The sequence below is a fragment of the Deinococcus alpinitundrae genome (assembly GCF_009982895.1).
Lineage (GTDB): Bacteria > Deinococcota > Deinococci > Deinococcales > Deinococcaceae > Deinococcus > Deinococcus alpinitundrae.
The window spans coordinates 15,051-40,412 of sequence record NZ_WXZL01000007.1 but is presented as its reverse complement, the minus strand read 5'-3'; the positions used below and the strand labels follow the sequence as shown (position 1 = coordinate 40,412).

25 protein-coding genes and 1 tRNA gene are annotated in these 25,362 nt (G+C 64.4%); 17 read left to right on the top strand and 9 right to left on the bottom strand.

The features are described from left to right. Positions 1-2: 2 nt before the first annotated feature. Entirely contained in the window at positions 3-1,337 is a 1,335-nt protein-coding gene (locus tag GUI70_RS08225; RefSeq protein WP_161881827.1) for a deoxyribodipyrimidine photo-lyase, read from the bottom strand. A 78-nt stretch (positions 1,338-1,415) separates the two neighbouring features. Here GUI70_RS08225 and GUI70_RS08220 point away from each other — a divergent pair, with 78 nt between their 5' ends. Both GUI70_RS08220 and GUI70_RS08215 read left to right on the top strand, forming a co-directional pair. Continuing rightward, positions 1,416-1,850 (top strand): hypothetical protein, encoded by a 435-nt coding sequence (locus tag GUI70_RS08220; protein ID WP_161881826.1) that lies wholly within the window; start codon positions 1,416-1,418, stop codon positions 1,848-1,850. A 69-nt stretch (positions 1,851-1,919) separates the two neighbouring features. After that, on the top strand, positions 1,920-2,381 hold the full coding sequence (locus GUI70_RS08215; protein ID WP_161881825.1) for a nuclear transport factor 2 family protein: 462 nt from the start codon (positions 1,920-1,922) through the stop codon (positions 2,379-2,381). Here the strand turns inward: GUI70_RS08215 and GUI70_RS08210 are convergent. The 4 genes from GUI70_RS08210 to GUI70_RS08195 are packed head-to-tail and all read right to left on the bottom strand — an operon-like array spanning position 2,378 to position 4,840. Next, complete coding sequence (locus GUI70_RS08210) at positions 2,378-2,989, bottom strand: histidine phosphatase family protein (RefSeq protein ID WP_161881824.1); 612 nt, start codon at positions 2,987-2,989, stop codon at positions 2,378-2,380. The genes GUI70_RS08215 and GUI70_RS08210 overlap by 4 nt on opposite strands. 2 nt (positions 2,990-2,991) lie before the next feature. Then, a complete protein-coding gene (locus GUI70_RS08205) occupies positions 2,992-3,615 on the bottom strand; it encodes a nucleoside deaminase (protein ID WP_161881823.1) in 624 nt (207 codons plus the stop codon). After that, positions 3,612-4,238 (bottom strand): nucleoside deaminase, encoded by a 627-nt coding sequence (locus GUI70_RS08200; RefSeq protein WP_161881822.1) that lies wholly within the window; start codon positions 4,236-4,238, stop codon positions 3,612-3,614. The genes GUI70_RS08205 and GUI70_RS08200 overlap by 4 nt, the downstream gene beginning before the upstream one ends. Next, positions 4,235-4,840, bottom strand: coding sequence for a GGDEF domain-containing protein (locus GUI70_RS08195; RefSeq protein WP_161881821.1), 606 nt, complete (start codon positions 4,838-4,840; stop codon positions 4,235-4,237). The genes GUI70_RS08200 and GUI70_RS08195 overlap by 4 nt, the downstream gene beginning before the upstream one ends. Positions 4,841-5,113: 273 nt before the next feature. Here GUI70_RS08195 and groES point away from each other — a divergent pair, with 273 nt between their 5' ends. The 7 genes from groES to GUI70_RS08160 all read left to right on the top strand — a co-directional run bounded on the left by groES (position 5,114) and on the right by GUI70_RS08160 (position 12,717). Beyond that, positions 5,114-5,401, top strand: a complete 288-nt coding sequence (gene groES, locus GUI70_RS08190; protein WP_161881820.1) for a co-chaperone GroES — start codon at positions 5,114-5,116, stop codon at positions 5,399-5,401. A 58-nt stretch (positions 5,402-5,459) separates the two neighbouring features. After that, positions 5,460-7,112 (top strand): chaperonin GroEL, encoded by a 1,653-nt coding sequence (gene groL, locus GUI70_RS08185; RefSeq protein WP_161881819.1) that lies wholly within the window; start codon positions 5,460-5,462, stop codon positions 7,110-7,112. A 73-nt stretch (positions 7,113-7,185) separates the two neighbouring features. Continuing rightward, on the top strand, positions 7,186-7,686 hold the full coding sequence (locus GUI70_RS08180; protein WP_161881818.1) for a P-loop nucleotide/nucleoside kinase family protein: 501 nt from the start codon (positions 7,186-7,188) through the stop codon (positions 7,684-7,686). Positions 7,687-7,876: 190 nt separating this feature from the next. Then, complete coding sequence (locus GUI70_RS08175; protein WP_202630433.1) at positions 7,877-8,875, top strand: carbon-nitrogen hydrolase family protein; 999 nt, start codon at positions 7,877-7,879, stop codon at positions 8,873-8,875. Positions 8,876-8,922: 47 nt separating this feature from the next. Then, entirely contained in the window at positions 8,923-10,836 is a 1,914-nt protein-coding gene (locus GUI70_RS08170; protein WP_161881816.1) for an FUSC family protein, read from the top strand. A 98-nt stretch (positions 10,837-10,934) separates the two neighbouring features. Beyond that, the gene (locus GUI70_RS08165) at positions 10,935-12,176 is read left to right on the top strand and encodes an MFS transporter (protein WP_161881815.1); all 1,242 of its coding nucleotides are present in this window, start codon (positions 10,935-10,937) and stop codon (positions 12,174-12,176) included. Between the two features lie 16 nt (positions 12,177-12,192). After that, complete coding sequence (locus GUI70_RS08160; RefSeq protein WP_202630432.1) at positions 12,193-12,717, top strand: DinB family protein; 525 nt, start codon at positions 12,193-12,195, stop codon at positions 12,715-12,717. 24 nt (positions 12,718-12,741) lie between these two features. Here GUI70_RS08160 and GUI70_RS08155 read toward each other — a convergent pair whose 3' ends face one another. Continuing rightward, complete coding sequence (locus tag GUI70_RS08155) at positions 12,742-14,145, bottom strand: tetratricopeptide repeat protein (protein WP_161881814.1); 1,404 nt, start codon at positions 14,143-14,145, stop codon at positions 12,742-12,744. Between the two features lie 264 nt (positions 14,146-14,409). Here GUI70_RS08155 and ftsH point away from each other — a divergent pair, with 264 nt between their 5' ends. From ftsH to GUI70_RS08120, 7 genes are all read left to right on the top strand, one after another. After that, the gene (ftsH, locus tag GUI70_RS08150) at positions 14,410-16,272 is read left to right on the top strand and encodes an ATP-dependent zinc metalloprotease FtsH (protein WP_161881813.1); all 1,863 of its coding nucleotides are present in this window, start codon (positions 14,410-14,412) and stop codon (positions 16,270-16,272) included. A 108-nt stretch (positions 16,273-16,380) separates the two neighbouring features. Continuing rightward, positions 16,381-17,181 carry a septum site-determining protein MinD gene (gene minD, locus GUI70_RS08145; protein WP_161881812.1) on the top strand — a complete coding sequence of 267 codons (801 nt, stop codon included), beginning with the start codon at positions 16,381-16,383 and terminating at the stop codon, positions 17,179-17,181. Position 17,182: 1 nt separating this feature from the next. After that, positions 17,183-17,446, top strand: coding sequence for a cell division topological specificity factor MinE (minE, locus tag GUI70_RS08140; protein WP_161881811.1), 264 nt, complete (start codon positions 17,183-17,185; stop codon positions 17,444-17,446). A 93-nt stretch (positions 17,447-17,539) separates the two neighbouring features. Next, the gene (locus tag GUI70_RS08135; protein WP_161881810.1) at positions 17,540-18,301 is read left to right on the top strand and encodes a DUF429 domain-containing protein; all 762 of its coding nucleotides are present in this window, start codon (positions 17,540-17,542) and stop codon (positions 18,299-18,301) included. 60 nt (positions 18,302-18,361) lie between these two features. Next, complete coding sequence (locus GUI70_RS08130; protein WP_161881809.1) at positions 18,362-19,309, top strand: aldo/keto reductase family protein; 948 nt, start codon at positions 18,362-18,364, stop codon at positions 19,307-19,309. 209 nt (positions 19,310-19,518) lie between these two features. Then, positions 19,519-20,463 carry an ABC transporter ATP-binding protein gene (locus GUI70_RS08125; RefSeq protein WP_161881808.1) on the top strand — a complete coding sequence of 315 codons (945 nt, stop codon included), beginning with the start codon at positions 19,519-19,521 and terminating at the stop codon, positions 20,461-20,463. Further along, the gene (locus GUI70_RS08120) at positions 20,460-21,332 is read left to right on the top strand and encodes an ABC transporter permease (protein WP_202630431.1); all 873 of its coding nucleotides are present in this window, start codon (positions 20,460-20,462) and stop codon (positions 21,330-21,332) included. The genes GUI70_RS08125 and GUI70_RS08120 overlap by 4 nt, the downstream gene beginning before the upstream one ends. A gap of 83 nt (positions 21,333-21,415) precedes the next feature. On the opposite strand, the gene speA is transcribed toward GUI70_RS08120, so the two are convergent. After that, positions 21,416-23,326 (bottom strand): biosynthetic arginine decarboxylase, encoded by a 1,911-nt coding sequence (gene speA / locus GUI70_RS08115; RefSeq protein ID WP_161881807.1) that lies wholly within the window; start codon positions 23,324-23,326, stop codon positions 21,416-21,418. A gap of 257 nt (positions 23,327-23,583) precedes the next feature. Continuing rightward, positions 23,584-23,659: transfer RNA gene (locus GUI70_RS08110), tRNA-Asp, on the bottom strand. Between the two features lie 208 nt (positions 23,660-23,867). Here GUI70_RS08110 and GUI70_RS08105 point away from each other — a divergent pair. After that, positions 23,868-24,593, top strand: coding sequence for a 50S ribosomal protein L25/general stress protein Ctc (locus GUI70_RS08105; RefSeq protein ID WP_161881806.1), 726 nt, complete (start codon positions 23,868-23,870; stop codon positions 24,591-24,593). A gap of 86 nt (positions 24,594-24,679) precedes the next feature. Here GUI70_RS08105 and GUI70_RS08100 read toward each other — a convergent pair whose 3' ends face one another. Then, complete coding sequence (locus GUI70_RS08100) at positions 24,680-25,291, bottom strand: TetR/AcrR family transcriptional regulator (protein WP_161881805.1); 612 nt, start codon at positions 25,289-25,291, stop codon at positions 24,680-24,682. Positions 25,292-25,362: the final 71 nt, after the last annotated feature.

The window sequence follows — 25,362 nt, the reverse complement described above, 5'->3', positions numbered from 1 at the left end:
GCTCACGCCCACTTTTTTGCATACGCGTCAGCGTCGAATTTGCGTTTCAGACCGCTGGCGGCCATATAGCGCACCGTGCCGAAGATGGGCCGTCGTGCCCAGGGCCGGTCATGGTTGCCGAATACCCAGTTGATGCCCGCGTAGCTGTTGGCGTTGCGTCCGTCAGTCTCGTACTTGTTGTTGAGCTGCACCAGTACGGCGTAGGCCTCCTGCGGCGTGGCCGACCACTCCAGTACCTTCTTGCCCCAGTACATTCGCAGGTAGTTGTGCATTCGTCCGGTGCGGACCATCTGATTTTGCGCGGCGTTCCAGTAAGGGTCGTGGGTGCGTGCGGCTTCCAGTTCGGCGCGGGTATACAGATGTTCGCGCTTATCGTCCTGGTGTTCGGCCAGCGTCTTGCGGCACCACTCGGGCAGCCCGTCGTAATCAGCGTAACGCGGGTTGTAGAAGCACAAATTGAAGCTCAACTCGCGGCGCACCACCAGTTCCTCGGTGAAAGCGTCCAGGCCCGCGGCACCCGCTTCACGCGCCTGCAAGATGGCGTCGATGGGGGAGAGGTGGCCGTAGTGCAGGTAAGCCGAGAGCCGCGACGCGCCGTCGACCAAGGGATTGTTGCGCCGCTCGTCGTAATGGTTCAGCCCGTCCTTGACGAACGCGCTCAGCCGCGCCTGGGCGGCGTCCTCGCCGCCGCGCTCCTCGCCGGGCGGCACGCTGCGGTCAATGTCCAGCGTCTTGAGCACCTCAGCCGGGTCGCTCACATCCACGCCGGCTATCAAACCGAGCGAGTTCACCTTGACCGGGCAGGGTTCCAGCGGCACCAGAAACCCGTCCATCCGCTTGTGGATCTTGGGGCGGATGGTGCGGGCGGCCCATTCCAGCTTGCCGGAGGCGGTCTCGATCGGCACCACCGCGTCGGATTCCACCTGAATGAGCGGCACGTCCAGCCGCTCGGCCAGCCAGGTGCGCCAGCTGCGCGACGGCTGAAGGTAGGCCCGGTCGGTGACGACCAGACTGGCCCTCGTCGCCAGCGCCAGGATCACCTCGGGCGGGTGGCCCAGCCGCAGCACGAAGACGATGCCGCGCTCTTTGAGGTTGCGCTGCACATCTCTGAGACCTTCGAGCAAAAACGCATAGCTGCGCTCGTTGGCTTCCGGGTAGCCGGGGGTCAGGCCGAAGGCGACGATCAGGGGCAGCCCGAGGTCGTTGGCCTGTTCAGCGGCGTATTCCAGCGCGTGGTTGAAGCGGGTGCGCACCGACGCCTGCATCCAGTAGAGAACGTAGTCGCCCTTGCCCGGCTGACCTTCCTTGAGAATCTGCAACCGTTCCTGCTGAATCATGGTGCTTGTTCTAGCGGCCCGGCCCGGCCCAAACCGTGCGATGCGGCGCGGTTTGAATCGGCCCGCTAGACTGCCTTCATGAAACGCCTGTCGCTGGTTGCCCTCGCCTGCACCCTCGCCGGTTGTGCTCCGCGTCTGAGCGCTGCGCCTCCCACCCTCAACTGCACTGGCCTGCGCTCCGGCACGTTGACGAGTGTGCCGTTCAAGCTGTCGGCCAATCTCGATCCGCACACCAACGAGGTGGCGGGCGTGCTGACCGAGGGCGCGGGCAAGTCGTTCTGGGTCTACGGGCGGCGCATTGCCGACGGCCCCAATTTCAGCCTGATTCTCAGCGTCAGCGATCATACCGAGAGCTACGCGGGTGTGGACCTGATTTTCAAGAAAGCGCGGCTGGGCTACTTCTCCAACTCGCAGAGCACCCTGTCGGGCGTGCTGAGCGGCCAGAACTTCGTGGGGCGGCAGAAGGCGGGCCTGAACAACTACGAAGTGACGATGACTTGCCGCTTGAGTTGACGGGCCGCAGCAGCTTGAACAAGAGAAGTGCGGCGATGGCCCGAAACGCGCTCAGCCTTACACTGAAGGATGACTTCACCCAGCTCTCCTGAGTTAGACCGCCTCATCCGGCAGCTGTTCGGTGCTGTAGAGCGTCAAGATCTGCCAGCCACCCTGGCAATGCTGGCAGATGACGCCGTGATGGCCGATCCGCACTATCCCAATCCAACCATGCGCGGCAAAGCCGAAATTGAGGCGGGGCTGCGCTGGGGCTTTGGCAGCATGCAAAAATTCGGCTTTCCCATCGAGCAGATCTACTTCGCGCCGGACGGTCAAAGTGCCGCTGTGGAAGTCGCCACCCATCATATTCTGAAAGTAGGAATGCACCTGCGGTTTCCACAGATGTTTGCAGTAGAGATGCGCAACGGCAAAATCACCCGCCTACAGGCCTATGAGCCGTATGGGCCGCATGGCATAGCAGGTGCGGTACTGGTCATTACCCGTGTGGTCAAGGCCCTTCAGCGGGGAAAGACCCGGCTCAACCGCCGCTAATTTGCTGTGTGCGGCTGCTCGTTGACGCCCAGCACCCTGACCGTATGACTTTGGCGAGAGAGGCTCAGGCGGGCAAAGCCGGTGTCGCCAAACTCGAACCAGGCCCGCGTGCTGCCGAGCAGTTCGCGCAAGACCGAATTCAGAAAGCCGCCGTGCGACACCACCAGCATGTTCGAGACTGGCATGGCCCAGAGTTCGTGCAGGGCCGTCAGCGCCCGCGCCCGGATCTGCGCTTGCGATTCGCCGCCGTCTGCCGTGAAGGGGGAGAGGTCGTGGCGAAACGCTGGGACGGGGTAACGCCGCGCCGATTCCTCACGGGTCATTCCGGCCAGTGGCCCGTTGTCCCACTCGCGCCAGAAGTCGCTCACTCTCGGCCTCAGGTCCAGGGGCGCGCAGACGATCTGGGCCGTCTCGTGGGCACGCACCAAGCTGGAACAGAGCGCCACTTCGAATCCTGGCGGGTGGGCCTGCCAGTACGCGGCCAGCTTTCGCGCCTGCGCCCGCCCCACCTCGGTCAGCGGCGAGTCGTAGCGGCCCTCGTGCACGTTCTCGTCGTCGGCGCGGCTGCGGCCATGTCTGAGCAGAGTCAGCTGAAGGTGGGTGGTCATGTTCAAGTCTCCTGCAAAAGGTGCAGGTAAGCCGTCTGGGCGCTCCACAGCTTCGACACCGTTCCCACCGTATGCAGCCGCTCGGCCACCCGCACCGCGTTCGGCACCGCCGTTTCGAAACGCTCCCGGAAGGGGCCGCTCAAGTTTCCGGCGGCCAGTTCCTCGAGCAGATGCAGCACCTGCACTGCCCGCGCCAGATTACTCGGTCCCCGTGAAACCGTCACCCGTTTGCTGGCCATATAGGCATTCTCGGCAAACAGCGAGGCGCACCCTGCCCAGGGATCGGCGGCGGCGTAACTCAGCCGCCGCACCTGGCTCATCACCAGCGTTCCGGCACACTGAGGGCAGGGTTCCAGGGTGGTCAGCAGTGTCAGGACGTGGCCTTCCTCGCGGCTGACTTTGGGCAGACCGAGCAGGGCATTAACCTCGGCGTGGGCCAGATCAAAGCCCGAAATCACGCCGTTGACTTGCCTTGCTTCGCGCGTGCGGTTGCGACCCGCCGCCAACACCTCGCCCGCCTCATTCACGATGGCTGCGCCCACCGGCACGTTGCCGCTCTGGTAGGCTTCCCAGCCCTGCGCCCAGGCGACCTGCCAGCCGGGAGAGAGGTGAGTCCAGGCGCTCACGCCAGCATCCCGAACGCCACCGCGAATTCGCGCTGCTCTGTGCGTAGACGCCGCAAGGTACCGTCCATGTGGAGTTTAAGCGCCCGCTCAAACTGCTGCGGCTGTGCTTCCCGGTTCACCTTGAAAAAGCCGTGGTTCCGTGCCATTTCACTGTCCAAGAAGAAGGTCAGCAGCAGCGTGGCGCAAAACCTTTCCACCTCAGGCGGGGCGCGGTAAATTTCGGTGGCCTTCTGGCTGAAATAGAAGGTCTTATCCAGTGCGTCCACGTGCCCGGCCCAGGCATCGGCGGCAGCGTAGGCCAGCTTGGTGATGCCCTGCATCCGCATGGCTCCCAGGCACATCGGGCAGGGTTCCACGCTCGATACCAGCGTCAGTGTGCCGGGCGTTTCGGTACTTACTTCCGGCAAGTTCAGCAGCGCGTTCACCTCGGCATGGGCCAAGCGGTGGCCGGAAATCATTTCGTGTACCCGGTGCTCTTCTCCTAGGCGGTTGCGCCCACGGGCGATGATCGCGCCCTCACCGTCCAGCACGCATGCGCCGATAGGATACGAGCCGTGCAGGTAAGCGCTCCAGGCTTCCTGCATCACGGTTTGCCAGCTGGACGTAGGGTCAAATCCCCTCACAGCGCTCCCCGGTTTTTCTCGATCAGGTCGTCAAGCGCTTCTCTGAGCAAACTGGCCTCGGTGCGGCTGTGCGCCGAGGCGAGTTTGGCGAGGCGCTCCAACTGGCTTTTCGGGTAGTAGTTGCTCTTCAGGACCATCTTGGACTCCACATAGATGCAGGCCCTTCCGCGCCCCTCGCGCTTGGCCCGCAGCAGCGCCTCGTCAGCGGCACGCTGCAAGTCGAAACTGCTCTCGGCGTGGGCCGGACGGCCGGCCAGTCCCACCGACAGCCCCAGGGCACGCGGCCAGTCGCTCTCGCGGTTGATCTGAAAGTGCTTGATGATCTCGTCGAAGAGGATGAGGGCCGTCTCTGCGGCGCTTTCCGGCAGAATCACGGCATACTCGTCGCCGCCCAGCCGTGCCACGTGGCTGCCCGCCGGCAGGCTGCCCGAGAGAAGTCGCTCGACCTGCCGCAGCACCCGGTCGCCCTCGGCGTGACCCAGCAGATCGTTGAGCTGTTTGAAATGGTCGAGGTCGACCAGCGCCAGTGTGAGCGGCACCTTGACGAGGTCTTGCATCGTCTTCTCAAACTCGGACCGGCTGAGAATCGGCGGACGGGCCATTTATACCTCCCTGAGATGTATCTGGCATAAACATATATATGTCGAATGTGTTTGTCAATCACCGGTATATGCCCGTCTCAATGCCCATGCAGCCGCAACTTGAGCGTTTCTGACTCAGATTCCCGCACTCTCAGGGTTGACACTTGGCTGAGTCCGGTGCTAAGGTTCCCACTGTCGGATTGGCGCTGGGACGGCAAAAATTGTGAGTCTTGCCTCAAGGCCGCTGCCGTTTTTCCCCGCGCCGCACATCACATCAACTTATGGAGGAACCACATGCTGAAACCTTTAGGTGACCGAGTTCTCGTGGAAATTATCGAAGAAGGCGAGCAGAAGACCGCTGGTGGTCTGTTCGTGCCTGATACTGCCAAAGAAAAGAGCCAGCGCGGCAAAGTCATCGCCGTCGGCAGTGGCAAGACCCTCGACAACGGCACCAAGGTGGCCGTCGAGGTTTCCGAGGGTGACACCGTCTACTTCGCCAAGTACGGCGGCACCGAAGTCACGCTGGACGGCAAGAACTACAGCCTGCTCAGCGAGCGCGACATCCTCGCCATCGTCGACTGAAGTTCGTTCCCCTGTTTTGGTTATTCAGTCTCTTAACCTCACTTTTTAAGGAGTTCACATGTCAAAACAACTGATTTTTGATGAATCGGCCCGTCGTAGCTTGGAGCGCGGCGTCAATGCCGTTGCCAACGCCGTCAAGGTGACCCTGGGGCCCCGTGGCCGCAACGTGGTCATCGAGAAGAAATTCGGCAGCCCGACCATCACCAAAGACGGCGTGACTGTCGCCAAGGAAATCGAGCTGGAAGACAAGCTCGAGAACATCGGCGCTCAGCTGCTCAAGGAAGTCGCCAGCAAGACCAACGACATCACGGGCGACGGCACCACCACCGCCACCGTGCTGGGCCAGGCCATCGTCAAGGAAGGCCTGCGCAACGTGGCTGCTGGTGCCAACCCGCTGGCCCTCAAGCGCGGCATTGATAAAGCCGTTGCTGTGGCCATCGAAGAAATCAAGAAGCTGGCCGTGCCGATTGAAGACTCCGAGGCCATCAAGAAGGTCGCGGGCATCAGCGCCAACGACGAGACTGTCGGTCAGGAAATCGCCAACGCGATGGACAAGGTCGGCAAGGAAGGCGTCATCACCATCGAGGAATCCAAAGGTTTTGACACCGAAGTGGACGTCGTCGAGGGCATGCAGTTCGACAAGGGCTTCATCAACCCCTACTTCGTCACCAACGCCGAGAAGATGGAAGCGGTCTTAGAGGACCCCTACATCCTGATCAACGAGAAGAAGATCAGCAACCTCAAGGACCTGCTCCCGGTGCTTGAGAAGGTTGCCCAGACCGGTCGCCCGCTGCTGATCATCGCTGAAGACGTCGAAGGCGAAGCGCTCGCCACCCTGGTCGTCAACAAGCTGCGCGGCACGCTGAACATCGCCGCTGTCAAAGCTCCCGGTTTCGGTGACCGCCGCAAGGAAATGCTGCGCGACATCGCCGCCGTGACCGGTGGGCAGCTCGTGACCGAAGACCTCGGCTACAAGCTGGAGAACACCACCCTGGACATGCTGGGCAGCGCCAAGCGCGTCCGTATCACCAAGGACGAGACCACCATCATCGACGGCTCGGGTGACCAGAGCGAGATCGAGTCGCGCGTCAACGCCATCAAGGGTGAACTCGACAACACCGACAGCGACTATGCCCGCGAGAAGCTCCAGGAGCGCCTCGCCAAGCTGGCCGGCGGCGTGGCCGTCATCCGTGTGGGTGCCGCCACCGAGACCGAACTCAAGGAAAAGAAGCACCGCTACGAGGACGCCCTGTCTACCGCCCGCTCGGCTGTGGAAGAAGGCATCGTGGCCGGCGGCGGCACCACCCTGCTGCGCATCATCCCGGCGGTTCGTAAGGCTGCCGAGAGCCTCATCGGCGACGAGGCCACCGGCGCGCGCATCCTGATCCGCGCCCTGGAAGAACCCGCCCGCCAGATCGCCATCAACGCCGGTGAGGAAGGCAGCGTCATCGTCAACGCCGTCATCAACAGCGACAAGCCCCGTTACGGCTTCAACGCCGCGACCGGCGAGTACGTGGACGACATGGTGGCCGCCGGGATCGTCGATCCGGCCAAAGTCACCCGCACCGCGCTTCAGAACGCCGCTTCGATTGGCGCGCTGATTCTGACCACCGAGGCCATCGTGGCCGACAAGCCCGAGAAGCCCCAGCAGGGCGGCCAGGGTGGCGGCGGCGGCATGGGCGGCGGCGACATGGGCGGCATGGACTTCTAAGCACAAACAAATTCAACAGTTTGAAAGGGCTGGGGATAAGTTCCTCCGGCCCTTTTTTATGACACTGTAGGTCATGTTAATCGTCTTCAGTGGTCTCCCTGGAACTGGCAAATCCACGCTGGCCCGCCAGCTTTCACATAAGCTCAACGCCACCTATCTGCGCCTGGATACGGTCGAAGCTGCACTTCTCAATACAGCACTTCAGGTCACGGTGGAGGGCTACGCGGTTCTTTATGCACTCGCAGAGGACAACCTGCGATTGGACCGAACGGTGGTCGTGGATTGTGTGAATCCTTTGCCTGTCACGCGTGAAGCCTGGCACGAAGTGGCGCGTCGTTGCTCAAGTCAGTGCATAGATATTGAAATCATCTGTTCTGACGAAACCGAACATCGGCGGCGGGTCGAGACGCGGCGTGAGGATGTGGAGAACCATGCTGGACAGTGGAAGCCCCCCACCTGGTCGAACGTTCAGGTCAACGACTATCAGCCCTGGATGACCTCGCGCTTCCAACTGGACACGGCAAAAGGCACGCCGCAGGAGAACTTTCAGGCGCTGGTTGAATTGCTCGAGTGACCGGAGGGTTTCTAAATGTTCAGGGCGAGCGGGAGCCGTCATGATCAGGGAACGTTGTTTTGACAAGTTGGAGGCCAGATGCCCGTCAGCCAATCTCAGCGTGTGCTCAAGCACTTCGCCGAGATTGGCTGGTTGGTAGGACTCGTGGTGGCGCTCAGGGAAGCTGCTACCGTCGACTACAATGGGGTCGATGAAAACCGAGCCTCTCCCTCAATCGTCAGGTGAACTCAAGGTCGGTCTGGTGCAGATGGCCCCAGTGTGGCTCGACCGCGTGGCGACATTGCAAAAAGTGGAGCGTTTCATTGAGCAAGCGGCCTCCAGCAGCTGCCAGCTGGTCGTCTTCGGTGAAGCGCTCGTGCCGGGCTATCCGTTCTGGGTCGAACTCACGGGCGGCGCGAGGTTCAACGATCCGGCCCAGAAACGCATGTACGCCCACTACCTCGACCAGGGCGTGGTCATAGAGCGCGGCGACCTCAGTAGGGTTTGTCAGCTGGCAGCCCGGCATCATCTGGCGGTGTATCTGGGCATCATGGAGCGTGCGCCGGACCGGGGTGGGCACAGCCTCTACTGCTCGCTGGTGTACATCAACGAGCGCGGTGAGGTCGCCTCGGTGCACCGCAAAACCCAGCCCACCTACGAGGAGCGCCTCGTCTGGGCGGCGGGCGACGGTCACGGTCTGCGGGTGCATCCGCTGGGCGCTTTTCAGGTCGGCGGCCTGAATTGCTACGAAAACTGGGTGCCGCTCCTCAGAACAGCGCTGTACGCCCAGGGTGCTGATGTGCACGTGGCGGTCTGGCCCGGCGGAATGCACAACACGCCCGACATCACCCGCTTTATCGCCCTCGAGAGTCGCTCTTATGTGGTGTCGGTCAGCGGGGTGCTGCGCCCGGATGATATTCCGGTGGGCACGCCCTTTCGAGATGAACTGCTGGCCACCAACCGTCCGTTTTTTGGCAATGGGGGCAGCGCCGCCGCCGCGCCGGACGGAACGTGGTTGCTGGAGCCGGTGGCCGAGCAAGAGGGCCTGTTTGTCGTTGCCCTCGACCATGCCCGCGTGCGCGAGGAGCGTCAGAATTTCGACCTCGCCGGGCATTATGGCCGCCCCGACCTGACCCACCTGCGGGTCAACCGGATTCGCCAGGCCATCGCCCGGTTTGACGACGCTGACGACACGACGCCTCATTCTTAAGGTTTCGCAAGTCCAATGACGCCCTCCCAGCGTGCCACAGTATTCCCATGCGCCGCCGCACGCTGCTGTTTCGCACCGCCTTCGCCTTCGCGCCTGACAAGTGGCGGCCCGGCACGGCGACCCGCTGCGCCCTGGGCGTGGCGATTCCGATTGTCCTGGCCTCGCTGACCGGGCACGCGGCCTGGGGCATTCTGGCGTCCACCGGGGCACTCAACGCCGGGCTGGCCTCGTACAGCGGTGTGTACCGCAGTCGCCTGCGCCTGATGCTGAATGCCAGCGCCGTGATGGGGGCAGTCACGCTGCTGGCGCTGCTGGTCGGTCCGCACCCCTGGTGGCTGGCCATCATCACCGCGCTGCTGAGTTTCGGGCTGGCCATCTACGGCGCGTCCGGTGCGGCGGCCACCACCATTGGCATTCAGGGCACCATGGTCTTTATAGTGCTCTCGGGGCTGAACCTGCCGCCCGCGCTGGCCCTGTCCGGCGGCGTGCTGGTGCTGCTGGGTGGGCTGCTGCAAACCCTGCTGCTGGGTGTGATCTGGCCGCTGAGTCCGCGTCATCCCGAACGCCAGGCGGTGGCGCGGGTCTACGGCCAACTGACGGCGCTGATGGCCCGCCTGCCGCAGCCGGGCCATCAGCTGGTCGACCCGGCGGCGTTTCAGGACGCCTGGACCGTGCTCGACCAGGCCCGCCAACTGGCCTGGCGCGGCGAGCATGCCGATTTGCGCCGCTCATTGCGGGTGGCCGAGGGCCTGCGGGCCGCGCTGGTCGGCTACGCCCGCGCCGACTGGACGGCCCGTCAAGGGGACGGTGACCCGGCTGCGGGCCAGGCCGCCCAGCAGATGGGTGCGGCGCTGCTGACGGCCCTGCGGGCGCTGGAAACTGGGCTGATGCACGGTCGGTCCCACCTGACGCCGGAGGACCGTGCCGCGCTGAACAGCAGTTTGCAGCGCTTGAACCCCACTGGTACGGCTGATCGCCAGCGAGCCGACCTCCACGAATGGGCCAGTTTGATGGTGCGGCTGCTGACCGATCTGACGGCCGAAGACCGGGCCGCAGCAACCGACCCCGAGCCGCCCCCGCCGCCCGCCCAGCCGGACAGCGCCCTGGCCCAGTGGTGGCGCAACGCCTCGCCGCGCGGCAGCCTGGGCCGTCACACCCTCAAATATGCCCTGACGCTGGCCCTGGTGACGTTGCTGACCCGGCTGTTCAGCGTGCCCCACGGCTACTGGCTGGCCCTGACAGTGGGCGTGGTGCTGCGTCAGGATTACCTCAGCACCCTGACGCGGGGGTTGGCCCGTTTCGGCGGCACGCTGGTGGGGGTGCTGCTGGCCTCACTGTTCGTCTGGGCACTGCACCCCGGCCCGGCGGCGCTGGGCGTTCTCAGTCTCGGCGCGGCCTGGCTGGTCTACGCGCTGTTTCCCACCAGTTACGCGGCCTTCTCGGCGGCCATTACGCTCTACGTGGTCTTCTCGGTGTCGGCCTCGGGTCTCCCGGAGCGTCTGGTCGTCGAGCAGCGCATCTTGCTGACGTTGCTGGGCGGGCTAATTGCGCTCGGCGTGTATGTGCTGTGGCCCGAGTGGCCCTCGGTGCAGCTTCGGGGAGCCTTGCAGCAGGCCGCCGAGGCGCAGCACCGCTATGTGCAGGCGGTGGCGGCCCTGCGCAGCGGCGGCGACCCCGAGCAGGCCAGCGCTGAGCGCCGCGCCGCCCGCACGCTGCGGATTCAGGCCGAGCAACTGGCGCAGGCCGCCCGGCTGGAGCCGCCCTGGGGCCACACCGGGAGCGACCTGACGCCCGCCGAAACCGACGCCGCCCTGATGCAGCTTCACGCCAATGCGGCGCTGAGTCTCTCGCTGCACGCCCGCAGCCTGCCACCGCCGGGTTCGGCAGCGCTGGCCCAGGAACTGGGGGCCGCCGCCCACGCTGCTGAGCAACTGGGCCAGCAGCTTCGCCGGGAGCCGTAAGAAGTGCAGATGGACACCGGAAATCACAAGATTCGCTCAATGTCCGCTGCGCCCCGCTTACGGTGGCGGATTTTGCCCGGCGCTAGCGTGGCGCGCAGATGAGCCGCGCCGCCCCCACCGCCAGCAAGCTTCACACCTTCGACGCCCTCAAGAATCCGCAATTTCGCGTGCTGTGGCTGGCCCTGCTGCTCTCTGCCGTCGGCACCTGGATGCAGATCGTGACCCTCAGCTTGCTGGTGCTGCGCCTCACCGACAATTCCAGCACTGCGCTGGGCTTCGTGTCGCTGGCCCAAGCGCTCACCTTCATTGGCTGCTCGCTGTTCGGCGGCAGCCTGGCCGACCGCTTCGACAAGCGCAAGCTGCTACTGTTCACCCAGACCCTGCTGGCCATCACGGCGGCGCTGCTGGGCTTCCTGACCCTGACCCAGCACATCGCCCTGTGGAGCATCATCGTGCTGTCGGTGGTCTCCAGCGCGGTGCTGAGCATCGACCAGCCCACGCGCGGAGCACTGGTGCCGCTGCTGGTGCCCAAAGAACTCCTCACCAACGCGGTGGCGCTGCAAGCGGTGGCTTTCAGCTCGGCAGCGGCCATCGGCCCGGCGTTGGCAGGCTTCTTGTCAGGACCGCTGGGCCTGGGCGGCATCTTCCTGCTCAATGCTGCCAGCTTCGCAGGTATGCTGATCGCCCTGTGGCGCATCCAGCTCTCGGGCAGGGCCGCCGTGCGGGGGGGCGAAGGTAAACCCGATTTCAGGAAATCGCTCACCGAAGCTCTCGAGGTCATCAAGCAAGACACCTTCCTGCCCTGGATCATCAGCGGCTACGGCGCGGTACTGTTTTTCGGGCCGAGCGTCTCGCTGATCCTACCGATCTTCGCCCAGCGGCAACTGCACCTGAGCCACGTCGGACTGGGCTGGCTGTTTACCGCCGTGGGGCTGGGCACCGTCGTGGGCGGGCTGGCAGTGGCCTCGTTCAGGAAGCTCAAGCAGCAGGGCCGCGTTTTCCTGGGGGCCACTGCGGTGTGGGTCGTTTCGCTGATCGCCTTTGGCTTCACCCACACCCTGGCGATGGCGATGGCGGCGCTGTTCGTGCAGGGACTGGCCCTCAACGTGGTGCAGTCGGTGGCCATCTCGGTGATGCAGGGCCGCGTTGAGGAGAGGCTCAGGGGCCGGATCATGAGCGTCAACACCCTGCTGATGATGGGCGTGCGTCCGCTGGGCGACTTTCCCGCCGGAGCGCTGGCTGGGGTCATTGGGCCGGGCGGGGTGGTGTGGGTGGGCGCGGGCATCGTCGGCCTGCTGACCGCCTGGCTGGGCACGCGCTCCAAGCTGCCGGAACTCTAGCTTGTTATACTGCGGCGTGACCACTCCCGCTGACCGCTTTCCCATCGGCCCGCTGCCGCAGCTTCCCGCCGCCGAGCGCTCTCCCGCGACCCTGGAGCGCTTTTCCGCCTCGCTGGAAGAATCGGTGGCCGGCTGGCGCGGCCTGACCGGGGCGCGGACCGTGTCCGAACTGGCCCGCACCTACCGACCTGGAAGCTGGAACGTGCGCCAGCTCGCCCACCACGCTGCCGAGGCGCATTTGCATGGCTTAGTGCGGCTCAAGGGCGGGCTGACGCAAGACGGGTACGTCATCCAGCCGTTCGATCAGGACGCCACCATCTTGCTGCCCGACACAGCGCTGCCGCTGGCCCCAGCTCTCGATTTGCTCGATGCCCTCAATCTGCGCTGGCTGGCCCTGCTGCGCGGCGTGGAGAGCGCCCGCTTCGCCCGCCAGATCGTGCATCCGCAGGAAGGCCAGCAGGATCTGTGGCAACTGGTGACCAAGCACGACTGGCACCTGCGCCACCATCTGGCCCAGGCGCGGGCGGCGCTGGAACTCTAGGTTGCCCGGTTCTGGCGACTCGCCTCAGTTCAGCGTTCGCCCTTTGCCCGCACCCATCAGCGTCTCGGCTTTGGTCAGGTGGTCTTGCAGGGTGCCGAACCAGTCGTCGCTGGCCTCGGTGTGCTCCAGCGCTTGCTGGGCGTGGGCGTAGGCCGCCGCCGGGTCGGGAAAGCCCTGCTGGGCCATCACGTCGGCGGCCATCTGCTGTCCGGTGATCCAGTCGCGGCTGCCCGGCGCGGCCTCCCGGATGACCCGCTGGTAGTGCTCCAGGGCGTCGTCGAGGTGGTAATAATCGAGCGCCACGCTGCCCAGCACCAAGCTGGCCGGAATGGTCGCGCCCTGGGCGAGTGCCTGCTCGGCTTCCTGCTGGGCTTCCTGTAGTCGTCCCAGGCGGTAGTCGCACTCGGCCACGTCAGCCAGCACCTCGGCCAGAAAAGGGTAGTCCGAAGCGCCCAGCACCGCTTCGAGTTTCTCGCGGGCGTCCACCGGGCGATCCAGGTCCAGCAGGGCCACGCCGAGTTCGTGCAGGGCGTAGGGCCGGTCCTCGTCCTCGGCCCGCGTGAGTGCTTGCTCGAACAGGGGCAGGGCTTCTTCCGGCTGGCCCCAGCTGGTCAGAATCTGGCCCCACACCAGCGCCACTCCGTAGCTGGCTTCGTTTTGCGACGCCTCCAGCCGGGCAGCTTCCTGAATGCTGGCCAGGGCGGTGTCCAGCTCGTTCTGATGCATCTCGAACTGGGCTTGCAGGTAGTGCCAGCTGGCCAGATGCAGGGTGTCTTCCTCCGGCAGCGGCTTGCCGTACAGGGGCCGCGCCCGCTCCAGCACCGCGCCCGCCTCGTCGGTGCGGCCCAGTTGCAGCAGCAGGGCAGACTGCTCCTGCCACATCACCGCCTTGTTGATGCCCAGGGCCAGGTGGGCCGCCTCGCCGTAGAGGGCGACAGCGTCCTCGCTGTGGCCAAGCTGCTCCTCGGCGTCGGCCTGCCAGCTGCGCAGCCGCCAGCGCAGATGAACCGGCAACTCCGGCGCGGGCGGCGCGACCTGCAGGGCCGCTTCCGGCTGCTCGCCCAGGCTCAGGGCGCAGGCGGCATGGTAGCGGCTCAGGGCGTCGAGTGCGTGCTGGGCTTCCGGGCGCGGCGGCTGGGCGTCGGGGCCGCGCGTGCGGGCGTCGAGTTCAGCACTTAGCGCCAGGTACAGCGGGTCGGCCCGCAGCGAAGCGTCGAGGGTGCGGGCCTCGGTCAGTCCCCGGCGCATGTCCTCGCTGCCCGAGTCGCCGTACAAGCTGCTCAGGCTCACCAGATACAGTGCCAATCGGGCACGGGCCGGGCGCGCAGCCTCGTTGTAGGCCGCTTCCAGAATCTGGTAGGCCGCGTCGTAGTCGTCACTGGACAGCGCTTCGCAGGCCTGCTGCCAGGTGAGGGCGGGATCAATCATTCTTCCCAGCATACCCTGAGTGCCCAGCTCCGGGGGCGCCAGCCTCAACGCGCGGACTGGTCACATCGCGGGCGTGCGAGATGTGAGAATCTCCAGATCCAGTTAAAGACGCGCTCAGCGCCGAGCGGGACGAAGCGTACACACCCTTATCTTGAGTCTGATACACTCAGATTCACTGGGTGCGCCTCCCGCAGATGATGCTCTCGTCTGATCCGAGTCAGCGCGTCCCACACACCCTTTTTCGTTCTCTTTGGAGGAAGTGCCTTGAAGCGTTTAAATCCGTGGCTGATCTTGCTGTTCGTGGTGGCCCTGTACCTGATGTTTACCAACGCGCCCATCGGGGGCCGCGCCACGGTGGACTACAGCACCTTTAAATCTCTGCTCGGTCAGGGACAGGTGCAGCAGGTCGTCTCGACCGGCGACGTGGCCACCGTCACCCTCAAAACCCCGGCCCAGGTTCCGGCCAACACGGCCAGCGGAACCCAGAGCGTCAAGCAGTTTCAGGTGCGGCTGCCCAACTCCTCGGCCACCCCCGACACCGAGCTGACGGCGCAGCTGCAAAAGCAGAACGTCAATTACAGCTACGCCGCGCCGAGCCAGTGGCTGAGCTTGCTGGCGACCTTCCTGCCGATTCTTCTCCTGTTCGGCATGATGTACTTCTTCTTCATGCGCGCCCAGGGCGGTCAGAACGGCGTGATGCAGTTCGGGCAGAGCAAGGCCAAGCGCTACGGCAAGGAAAACCGGGTCGCCACCAAGTTCACCGACGTGGCCGGACACGAAGAAGCCAAGCGCGAACTCATCGAGGTCGTGGACTTCCTCAAAAACCCCGGCAAGTACCACCAGATCGGCGCGGAAATCCCCAAGGGCGTTCTGCTGGTCGGCCCTCCCGGGACCGGCAAGACCCTGCTGGCCCGCGCCGTGTCCGGTGAGGCCGAGGTGCCGTTCTTCTCGGTGAGCGCGTCCGAATTCATGGAGATGTTCGTGGGTGTGGGTGCTAGCCGCGTGCGGACCCTCTTCGAGGACGCCCGCAAGAGTGCGCCCGCCATCATCTTCATCGACGAGATCGACTCGATTGGCCGTAAGCGCGGTGCGGGCATCGGCGGCGGTCACGACGAGCGTGAGCAGACCCTCAACCAGATTCTCTCGGAAATGGACGGCTTCGAGAAGAATGCCTCGGTGATCGTGCTGGGAGCCACCAACCGCCCCGACGTGCTCGACTCGGCCTTGCTGCGCCCCGGACGCTTCGACCGTCAGGTCACCATCGATCTACCCAACCTCAAGGAGCGCCAGGCCATCCTCAAGGTTCACATGCGCAACAAGCCGCTGTCGGGCGGCGTGGACGTGGAAGAGATCGCCAAGAGCACCCCCTACTTCTCCGGCGCGGACCTCAAGAACGTGGTCAACGAGGCGGCCCTGGAAGCGGCCCGCATCGCCAAGACCCAGATCGACATGAGTGATTTCTACCGGGCGCTCGACAAGATCACCCTGGGCCTGGAGAACTCCAGCCTCACCATCAGCGAGGCCGAGAAGAAGGCGATTGCCTACCACGAGGCCGGGCACGCGGTCACCGCCGCCGTGATTCCGGGCTCCGACAAGCTTCAGAAAGTCAGCATCATCCCGCGTGGCCGGGCACTGGGCGCGGCGTTCTACCTGCCGGAAGAGCAGGTGCTGATGAGCAAGGAGCGGCTGGAAAACCAGCTGGTCGTGGCGCTGGGGGGTCGCGCTGCCGAGGAAGTCTTTATGGGCAGCGTGACCTCGGGAGCCGCCGACGATTTCCGCAAGAGCACCAACATCGCCCGCCGGATGGTGCTGGAGTGGGGCATGGGCGAGAACTTCAAGAACATGGCGCTCACCACCGATTCCGGCCCGGTGTTTCTGGGCGAGGACATGGCCAAGCCCAAGGCCTTTTCCGAGCACACCTCACAACTCGTCGACGAGGACATCAAGCGCATCCTGCAGGCCGCCTACGAGAAGAGCCGCCAGCTGGTCAGCGAGTACGCCCAGGCGATGCACGAGGTGGCTTCCGAGCTGCTCAGTAAGGAACTGATTACCGGCGACGTGGTGCGCGAAGCCGTGGCCCGCATCAATCCGGATCTCAGAGCGCCGGTGTCGCTCGGCAAGAACTGAACCCAGCTTTTCTCCCGGCTGACTCCGCCTTCACCGGCTGGGGTCAGTTTTTTGTGGTTCTTGCCGGGTGCGCTACCGCTTTGGTCCCCAGGCGTTAGACTGCCCGGAATGAATGCCAAGGTAATTGTGGTGACAAGTGGCAAGGGTGGGGTCGGAAAGACCACCACCACGGCCAATATCGGTGTCGGGCTGGCCAAGCTCGGGGAAAAAGTGGCCGTGATCGACGTGGACGTGGGCCTGCGCAACCTCGACGTGGTGATGGGTTTGGAGAGCAGGGTGGTCTTCGATCTGATTGACGTCATCGAAGGCAAGTGCCGACTTCAGCAAGCGCTGATCCGCGACAAGCGGGTCGAGAATCTCTATCTGCTGCCCGCCTCGCAGACCCGCGACAAGGACGCGCTCGATCCTGAAGTCTTCAAGACCGCTGTCAAGCAGCTCATTGAGGAGGAGCAGTTCGACCGGGTGCTGATCGACTCGCCCGCCGGAATCGAGTCGGGCTTCAGGACGGCGGCGGCCCCAGCCCAGGGTGCCCTGGTGGTCGTCAACCCGGAAGTGTCGAGCGTGCGTGACGCCGACCGCATCATCGGCCTCTTGGAGGCGCAGCAGATCAGCGAGATCAATCTGGTCATCAACCGCCTGCGCCCCAAGATGGTCGCCAGCGGCAACATGCTCTCGGAAGCCGACGTGCTGGAGATTCTGGGCGTCAAACCCATCGGCATCATTCCCGAGGACGAGGGCATTCTGGTGTCCACCAACATCGGCGAACCGGCGGTGCTGGGGCAATCGGTGGCGGGGCAAGCTTTCATGGCGACGGCCCGGCGGCTGCGCGGCGAGGACCTGGCCTTCCCCAAACTGGAGGAAGACCGGGGATTCATGGCCGTGCTGCGCCGACTGTTCGGGGGGAAGTGAGATGGCTTCTTTTTTTGACCGCCTGGGCTTTAACCGCAAGGGCAGCAAGGAAACGCTCAAAGACCGCCTGGAACTGGTCCTTGCCTATGACCGCGCCAAGATCGCGCCAGGCAAGGTCGACGCCCTGCGCGAGGATCTGCTGGCGGTGGTGAAGAAATACTTTCCGACGGAAGGCAGCAACATCGAGGTCGAGCAGCGCGGCGACACCATCATGCTGGTCGCCAATATTCCGCTGGAAAAGGAAGGCGCGCCGGGCAAACGCTGAGTGCCTCAGTGGTAGTCGGCTGCGGAGCCGCTCCTGTTGGGGCGGCTTTTTTCCGGGTTTCTTTTGCGAGCATGGCGCGGTGAGGGCGAACGCTTGAAGTTCATCGGCCTCGATCTGGCCTGGTCCGCCCGCAACCCCAGTGGCGTGGCGGTGCTGGAGGGAGACCGACACGGTGCTCGGCTGATGTTCTCCGGGGTGCTGGGTGACGACGCCGAGTTGCTGGCTTTTCTGGACGCTCAGCTTTCCGGTCCTGCTCTTGTCGCCATAGACGCGCCGCTGAGCGTGCCTAACCTGACAGGACAGCGCCCCGCCGAGGCGCAACTGGCGGTGGTCTTCACGCGCTTCCAGGCGGGCGCACATCCGGCCAACCGGACCCTGCTGGGCCGCTACAACGGTGGCGTCCTGCGTGGCGAGTGGCTGAAAGCCGCTCTGGAAGCGCGCGGTTTTATCGACGACCCGCACCATCTGTCCGCCCCCGACGCGCGGGCCTGCGTGGAGGTCTACCTGCACGCGGCGATGGTGGTGCTGTTCGGGCTGGACCGGACCCTCAAATACAAGCAGAAGGGACAGGGCCGGGCCACGCTGCTGGCGGCCTGGGCGGAGTACCACCGCCACTTGGTCGCCTTGGAACAGGCCGAGCCACCGCTGACCGGGCTGGCCACGCTGCTGGCCGCCGAGCCACTGATGCTCAGGGGTCGGGCGCTCAAGAGTCACGAGGACGAGGCTGACGCGGTGATGTGTGCTTACGTCGCCCTCTATGCTCACCGCTTTCCGGAGCGGTGTGAGGTGTTCGGCAGCGTGGCGGAGGGCTCCATCTTGACCCCAACCCTGTTAGAGCGCTGGAAACGGACTTGAGCCTTAACCTCGCCTTATGCCCTAAACCCGCCCAGTGCTTTAAGAGTTAAAGTGAAGGTTATGGAATACCGCAATCTCGGAAAAAGTGGTCTGAAGGTCTCGGAAGTCGCGCTGGGCGGCTGGGAAACCTACGGCGTCAATGTCAACGAAAACCAGATGGTGCGCGATATCGTCACCAAGGCCTACGACGAGGGTGTTAATTACTTCGACGAGGCCGACATCTACGCCCGTGGCAAATCCGAGGAGCTGATGGGCGCGGTGCTGGGCGAGTTGCCCCGCCAGAATCTGGTGATCGCCTCCAAGGTGTTCTGGCCGATGAGCGATAACGTCAACGACAGAGGGCTGTCGCGCAAGCATGTGCTGGAGAGCATTCGCGGCACCCTCAAGCGCCTGGGCACCGATTATCTCGACATCTACTTTGCCCACCGCTACGACCCCGAAGTGCCGATCGAGGAGATCGTGATGGCCTTCGATCAGGTCATCCGCAACGGGCAGTCGCTCTACTGGGGCACCAGCATGTGGCCCGCCGCGCGCATTGCCCAGGCAGTCGAGTTTGCCAAGGCCAACGGCCTGCACGCGCCGGTCGTGGAGCAGCCCGAGTACAGCATGATCCGCCGCGAGCGGGTCGAGGGCGAGATCTTGCCGTACACCGAGTCGGCGGGGGTGGGCTTGGTCGTCTGGAGCCCGCTGGCGATGGGTCTGCTGACCGGCAAGTACGACGACGGCAAACCCGCCGGAGCGCGCCTCACCGAGAAGGAAAACTGGGGCAAGAACCTGCTCACCGACGAGAATATCCAGAAGGTCCGCGCCCTCAAACCCATCGCCGACGACCTAGGCCTGACCCGCGCTCAGCTGGCCCTGGCCTGGATTCTGCGCCAGAAAGGGGTCAGCAGCGTGATCACCGGGGCCACCAAGGTCAGCCAGATCGAGGACACCGTGAAAGCAGCGGGCGTCAACCTGAGCGACGAAGTGGTCAGCAAGATCGAGGATATTCTCTCGCCGCGCTGAGACGAGGCAGAGCTGCAATAGAGCAAAACAGTCGGACAGAACCGTTCGCCGGGGGCCTCGTGCCCCCTTTTTTGCTCGCTCACCGGCGACCGCAAGTCAACAGACAGCCCCGCTCACCGGCAGGCGCTACCTTTTGGTGGACGCTCTCATGAAGGCGCAGTGTCAGGCTGGACGAAGACCCATTTCACGGGAGCCACAAAGGAAAACGCATGACTCTAGCCATTCAGACCCAGCAGCTCCGCAAAGAATACAAGGGCCGCGCCGTCGTTCAGGGCCTCGACCTCGAAGTGGGGGAGGGCGAGGTGTTCGGCTTCCTCGGTCCCAACGGTGCGGGCAAGTCCACCACTGTCAAGATGCTGCTGGGGCTGGTGCGCCCCACTTCGGGCAGCGTCAGGGTGCTGGGCGGCTCGCCTGACGACCCTGCCGTGCGCGCCCGCCTGGGCTTCTTGCCGGAACAGTTCCGTTTTCAGACCTGGATGACGGCCCAGGAGTTCCTCAACTTTCACGGCCAGCTGGCTGGACTCAAAGCTGAGGAGCTGCGAACCCGCATTCCCACCGTATTGGAGAGGGTCGGGCTGGGTGGGCGCGGCACTGAGGCGCTGGGCGGCTACAGCAAGGGCATGCTCCAGCGCGCCGGGCTGGCCGGAGCGATTCTGGCGCATCCCCGGCTGGTCTTCCTCGACGAGCCGACCTCGGCGCTCGATCCGGTGGGCCGGGTGGAGGTGCGCGAGATCATTCAGGAACTGCGCCGCGAGGGCGTCACGGTGTTTCTCAACTCGCACCTGCTGAGTGAGGTCGAACAGGTTTCCGACCGGGTGGCTTTCGTCAAGGCAGGCGAGGTGGTGCGCGCCGGAACCATGAACGAGCTGCTGGGCGGCGCGCTGCCGGTCATGATCAAGGTGGACGCGCTGACCCCGCAACTGCTGGCCGATCTGGGTCGCCTGGGCCAGCTGGAGCAGCAGAGCGCCCAGCAGGTCAGCGTGATGGTCAGTGGGGAAGAGGCGATTCCCGCGCTGGCGAGTGCCGTGGCCGCGTCGGGCGCGCAGCTCTACGCCCTGACTCCGCAGCGCCACGACCTCGAAGACCTGTTTCTGGAACTGGTGGGCACGAGTGGCGACAGCAGGCAGGCCGCTCTTACGGGACGGGTTGCGTGAGCAACGTCCTCTTGATGGCCCGGCTCTCGCTCAGCGAGGCGCTGCGCAAGAAACTGATCGTGGTGCTGCTCGTTCTCACTGCCGCCTTCCTCGGCTTTTACCTCTACGGCATATTGCGGTTGGAACAAAACCTCACCGAGCGTGCCGCCAACGCTGGGCTGAGCGCTGGCCCACGCCGGGGCCTGGGCGCGCTGCCAGTGGTGTACTCGGGCATCTTCGGCATGTATCTGGTCTACTTTCTCGGTTCGTTGATGGCGGTGCTCTCCACTGTGGCCTCGGTCAGCGGCGACATCGAGAGCGGGGTCATGCAGTCGGTGATCGCCCGCCCGGTAACCCGCGCTCAGGTGGTGCTGGGGCGCTGGCTGGGCTTTACCGGCATGAACGTGCTGTACGTGCTGCTGGTGTCGGTGGCGCTGCTGACCGGGCTGTACCTCATCACCGGCTACCTGCCGCCCAATCCCACCGCCGCCGTGGCCCAGATTCTGCTGGGCATCGTGCTGATCACCAGTCTGACGGTGCTGGGCAGCACGCTGTTCGCCACCCTCGCCAACGGCATCGCGGTGTTCGTGCTCTACGGCCTGGGCTCGGCGGGCGGCATTCTCAAGTCCATCGGAGCGCTGGCCAATTCGCCTACCATGGAAAGCCTCGGGAACGCCGCCAACATCGTGATGCCCACCAATGCACTGTGGCTGGGGGCCAGCTACAACCTCCAGACCGAGGGTGCTCTGCAACTCGCCCAGGTGGCGCGTGGAGCCAACCCGTTCGCCTCCACCACCCCGATCGAGCCGGGCGTGCTGATCTGGGCCGCCGTCTACACGGCGCTGGCGGTGGCCCTGGCGATGTGGCGCTTCTCAAGGCGCGATCTGTAGCGCCTTCGCTCACTGACCATCAAAGCGGGGCCAGTCGTGAAATGGACTGGCCCCGCTTCTTTCTGCCTGTATCGCCCTCGAACTCAGCCTTCCTCGTACTCCAGATAGGTGTAGCCGAGCAGTTCCTCGCCGTAGTCCTCAAGCATCTCGGTTTCCTGCTCGTCGGTCAGCAGCCCTTCTTTGATGGCCTCGTCAGCCTGGTCCTCGATGCTGTCACGCAGCATGCCTTCCTCGTAACCCATCGACTCGATCATGCGCCGGGCCTTCTGGCCGCGCACGAACAGATCGATGTGGTAGCGGCCCCCGGGCCGGGCTGTCACGTGCGCCTCGCTGACCTTGCCGAACAGGTTGTGGGCGCTGCCCAGCACGTCCTGGTAGGCCCCCGAGAGGAAGATGCCCAGGTAATAGGGCTTGCCGTTGGGTTCGTGTAACGGCAGGGTGGCCTTCACGTCGCGCAGGTCGATGAACTTCTCGATCTTGCCATCCGAATCGCAGGTGATGTCCACCAGGGTGCCCTGGCGGGTCGGCTGCTCGTCGAGGCGGGCCAGCGGCACGATCGGAAACAGCGCCTGAATTGCCCAGTTGTCCGGCAGGCTCTGGAACAGCGAGAAGTTGCAGATGTATTTGTCGGCCAGAACTTTTTGCAAGTCTTCCAGCTCGTCGGGCACATACTTTTCGCCCGCGATCAGTTTGCTGATTTTGCGAAGGATGGCGTTGAACAGCGCTTCTCCACGCGCCCGGTCACTCAGGGTCACGTAGCCCAGATCGAACAGGTTGTGGAGCGTCTGCTTGTCGCCCACCGCGTCGTTGTACATCTCGCGGTAATTGCGCGCCGAGATGGTGTCGAGAATCTCTTCCATGTCCTTGACGATCTGGTGGGTGTTCTCGCCCGCTGCGGGAATGTCCTGAAGGTCGCGGGTCGGCCCGGTCACGTCGACCACCGGCACCACCAGCACTGAGTGGTGAGCGGTGAGTGCCCGGCCCGATTCCGAGACAATCACCGGTTCCGGCACGCCGCGCGCCTTGCAGACTTCCTGCACGGTGTAGACGATGTCGGCGGCGTACTCGGCCAGGGTGTAGTTCATGCTGGCGTAGAAGGTGGTCTTGGAGCCGTCGTAATCGACGCCCAGGCCACCGCCCACGTTGAGGTATTTCAGCTGCGCGCCCGCTGCGATCAGGCCCGCATAGGTCTGGGTCGCTTCGCGCACCGCCACTTTGATGCGCCGGATGTCGGTGATCTGCGAGCCGATGTGGGTGTGCAGCATCACCAGACTGTCGAGCATGCCCTCCTCGCGCAGCTTCTCGACCACCCGCAGCAGTTCGTAGGCGTTGAGGCCGAACTTGGCCTGGTCGCCGCCCGACTCCTCCCACTGCCCCGAGCCGCGCGCATGCAGCTTGAAGCGCACGCCGATGGCGGGCTTGACGCCCAGCGCCCGGGCCTGCTTGAGAATCCGGTCGAGTTCGCTGTACTTCTCCAGCGTAATGACCACGTTCTTGCCCAGCGTGCGGCCCCACAGCGCCAGCTTGATAAAGCCGTCGTCCTTGAAGCCGTTGCAGCACAGCAGGGCGTCAGGGTTCATCTTCTGGGCCAGACAGAGGGCCAGCTCGGCCTTGCTGCCCGCTTCCAGGCCGTGCGCGTAGCTGTAGCCCGCCTGGGCGATGGTCTCGACGACGAGGCGGCGCTGGTTGACCTTGATGGGGAAGACGCCCTGGTACGCGCCCTTGTAGTTGTACTCGGCCATTGCCTTATGGAAAGCCTCGTTGAGCTGCTTGACCCGCCCGGTCAGCACCTGCGGAAACCGCAAGATGACCGGCAGACTCTCGCCGCGCTCCAGCACACTGTCAACTACATCCTGAATCACCACGTGCAGGCCGGGAGAGGGCGTCACTTCCATCATGCCGTCGTCGTTGACCCTGAACCACCCGCCGCTCCAGTTGGGGACCAGGTAGGTTTCGGCGGCGTCGGTAATCGAGTATTTCGTGCTGGTTTTCAAAGTAGGGGCGTCCTCCAGAGTGGCAAACTGAGGCTCGCCGTGCGCGGGGCAGTGGCCGAACTGAGCGCTGTGGATCAGTGCTGTGTCCGGCAACCACGCCGTGCGAAACCGGGGGACATGATAGCGGCAAGGTGGTGCGTAGAGGTCAAGCCGGATGACATTTCGTGCGGCGATGCTCGCCCCGTGCGGTGCGCTCAGCCCAGGGTGTTCAGCACGGCATAAAAAAAGGAGCAAGGCTTTTCACCTTGCTCCTCTCTTGGCGGTCCGGACGGGATTTGAACCCGCGACCTTCTGCGTGACAGGCAGATATGCTAACCGCTACACTACCAGACCCCACCATTACTTCTACTTCTTCGTACATATAGCCGTTTCACGGGCGGGTTAAAGGATAGCCGCCGCCTGCGGGCTTGTCAACCTGGCCCCCTTCCAGAACCCGGCCAGGGTTTGCTACACTGGCGAGGTTGCACGGTTGCCGCGCGCAGGCCTGCGTGCCCGAACATCAAAGCGCAGCGGCAAACCCGCCAAGAGGGAGCAAAGACCAATGGAACTGAAAGCCACCCAGAGAAACACCCAGGAAAAGCTGGCGGAGGGCATGCTGCCTGCCGTCGCCTACAACAAAGACCACAACGTTTCGTTCACCGTTGACCGCAAGGCGTTCGACCGGGCCTTTCGCGCCCAGGGCACGGCGGGACTGTTCGACATCAGCATCGAGGGCGGCGAGACCTTCCCGGCGTTGGTCAAGGCCGTCCAGATGGACAAGCGCAAGCGCGTGCCGCAGCACGTGGACTTCTTCATGGTGACCTACGGCCAGGCGATCGAGGTTGCCGTGCCGGTGCACGTCAAAGGCAAGAGCCAGGGCGAGGTCATGGGCGGCCTGGTCGATATCGTGACCCATAGCCTCAGCATCATCGCCCCCGGTCCGCGCCGCATTCCTCAGGAAATCATGGTGGACGTGAGCAAGCTCAATATCGGTGATCACATCACCGCAGGCGATCTCAAGCTGCCCGAGGGTGTCAAGCTGGCCGTCGACGAGAGCACCATGATCATCAGCGTGTTGCCGCCGCGCCTGAGCGCCGAGGAAGCCGAGGCCGAGACCCAGGCGGCCCAGGTCGCCGGGATGGTCGCTTCGGGCGAACTCAGCGAAGCGGCTGCCGAGGCGGTGTTGGAAGGCGAAGTCAGCTTGGAAGACGCCAAGACCGAGGGCAGCGAGGCGATGGCCAAGGAAGAAGCCGAGGGCGCAGGTTCGGGCAAGCCTGCCGAAGAGTAAGCTCCGGCACGTCAATTCAGCAGCGCGGCTCCGAATAGGGAGCCGCGCTTTTCTGTTCGACTGTTAGTCGGGTGCGGCGGCCTCGCTCAGCCGGGAGGCCGAACCATCACGCCCTGCATCAGAAAACTCAGGGTCAGGCGCATCTCCTCGGCCAGCGAGCGCTCGGTGCCGTAGGCGCTCCAGCGCAGCGCGATGATCAGGTAAGTGTCGGCAATCAGGTTGCTCATGCGCTGGAGGCTCAGGTCGCTGCGGAGTTGCCCGGCCTGCTGCATCGGCCCCAGAATCAGCTCGATGACCCGGCTCAGCGGCAGCGCCTCATACGCGGTGCGGGCGCGGTCGGGACTGGGGTTCATGACCTCGTAGGCCAGCGGCGGAATCAGATCGCGCTCCTGACCGCTCTCCTCGGCCAGCCGCTCCCAGACTTCCGAGAGCACCTGCTGCGGGGCGTGGCCCTCACGCAGCCGGGTCTCGGCCAGCTCGCGCAGCCGGGCCATGATCTGCGCCCCGTAATCGAGCAGCACCGCTTCCTTGTACGGGTAGTAGTTGAAAAAAGTGCCGCGCGAGACATTGGAGGCCTTGGCGATGTCGGTGGCGGTGGTGGTCTGAAAGCCCCCGCGCTTGAACAGATCGATAGCCACGTTGTAGATGCGGGTGCGGCGCTTTTCTTTCTGGCGTTCGCGCAGCGAGAGTGAATCCATGATGCTCCAAAATACTGTATCCGGGTTCAAATTTGTACGGGGTATAGCAAAGCCGCTTCCGGCCCGTGCCG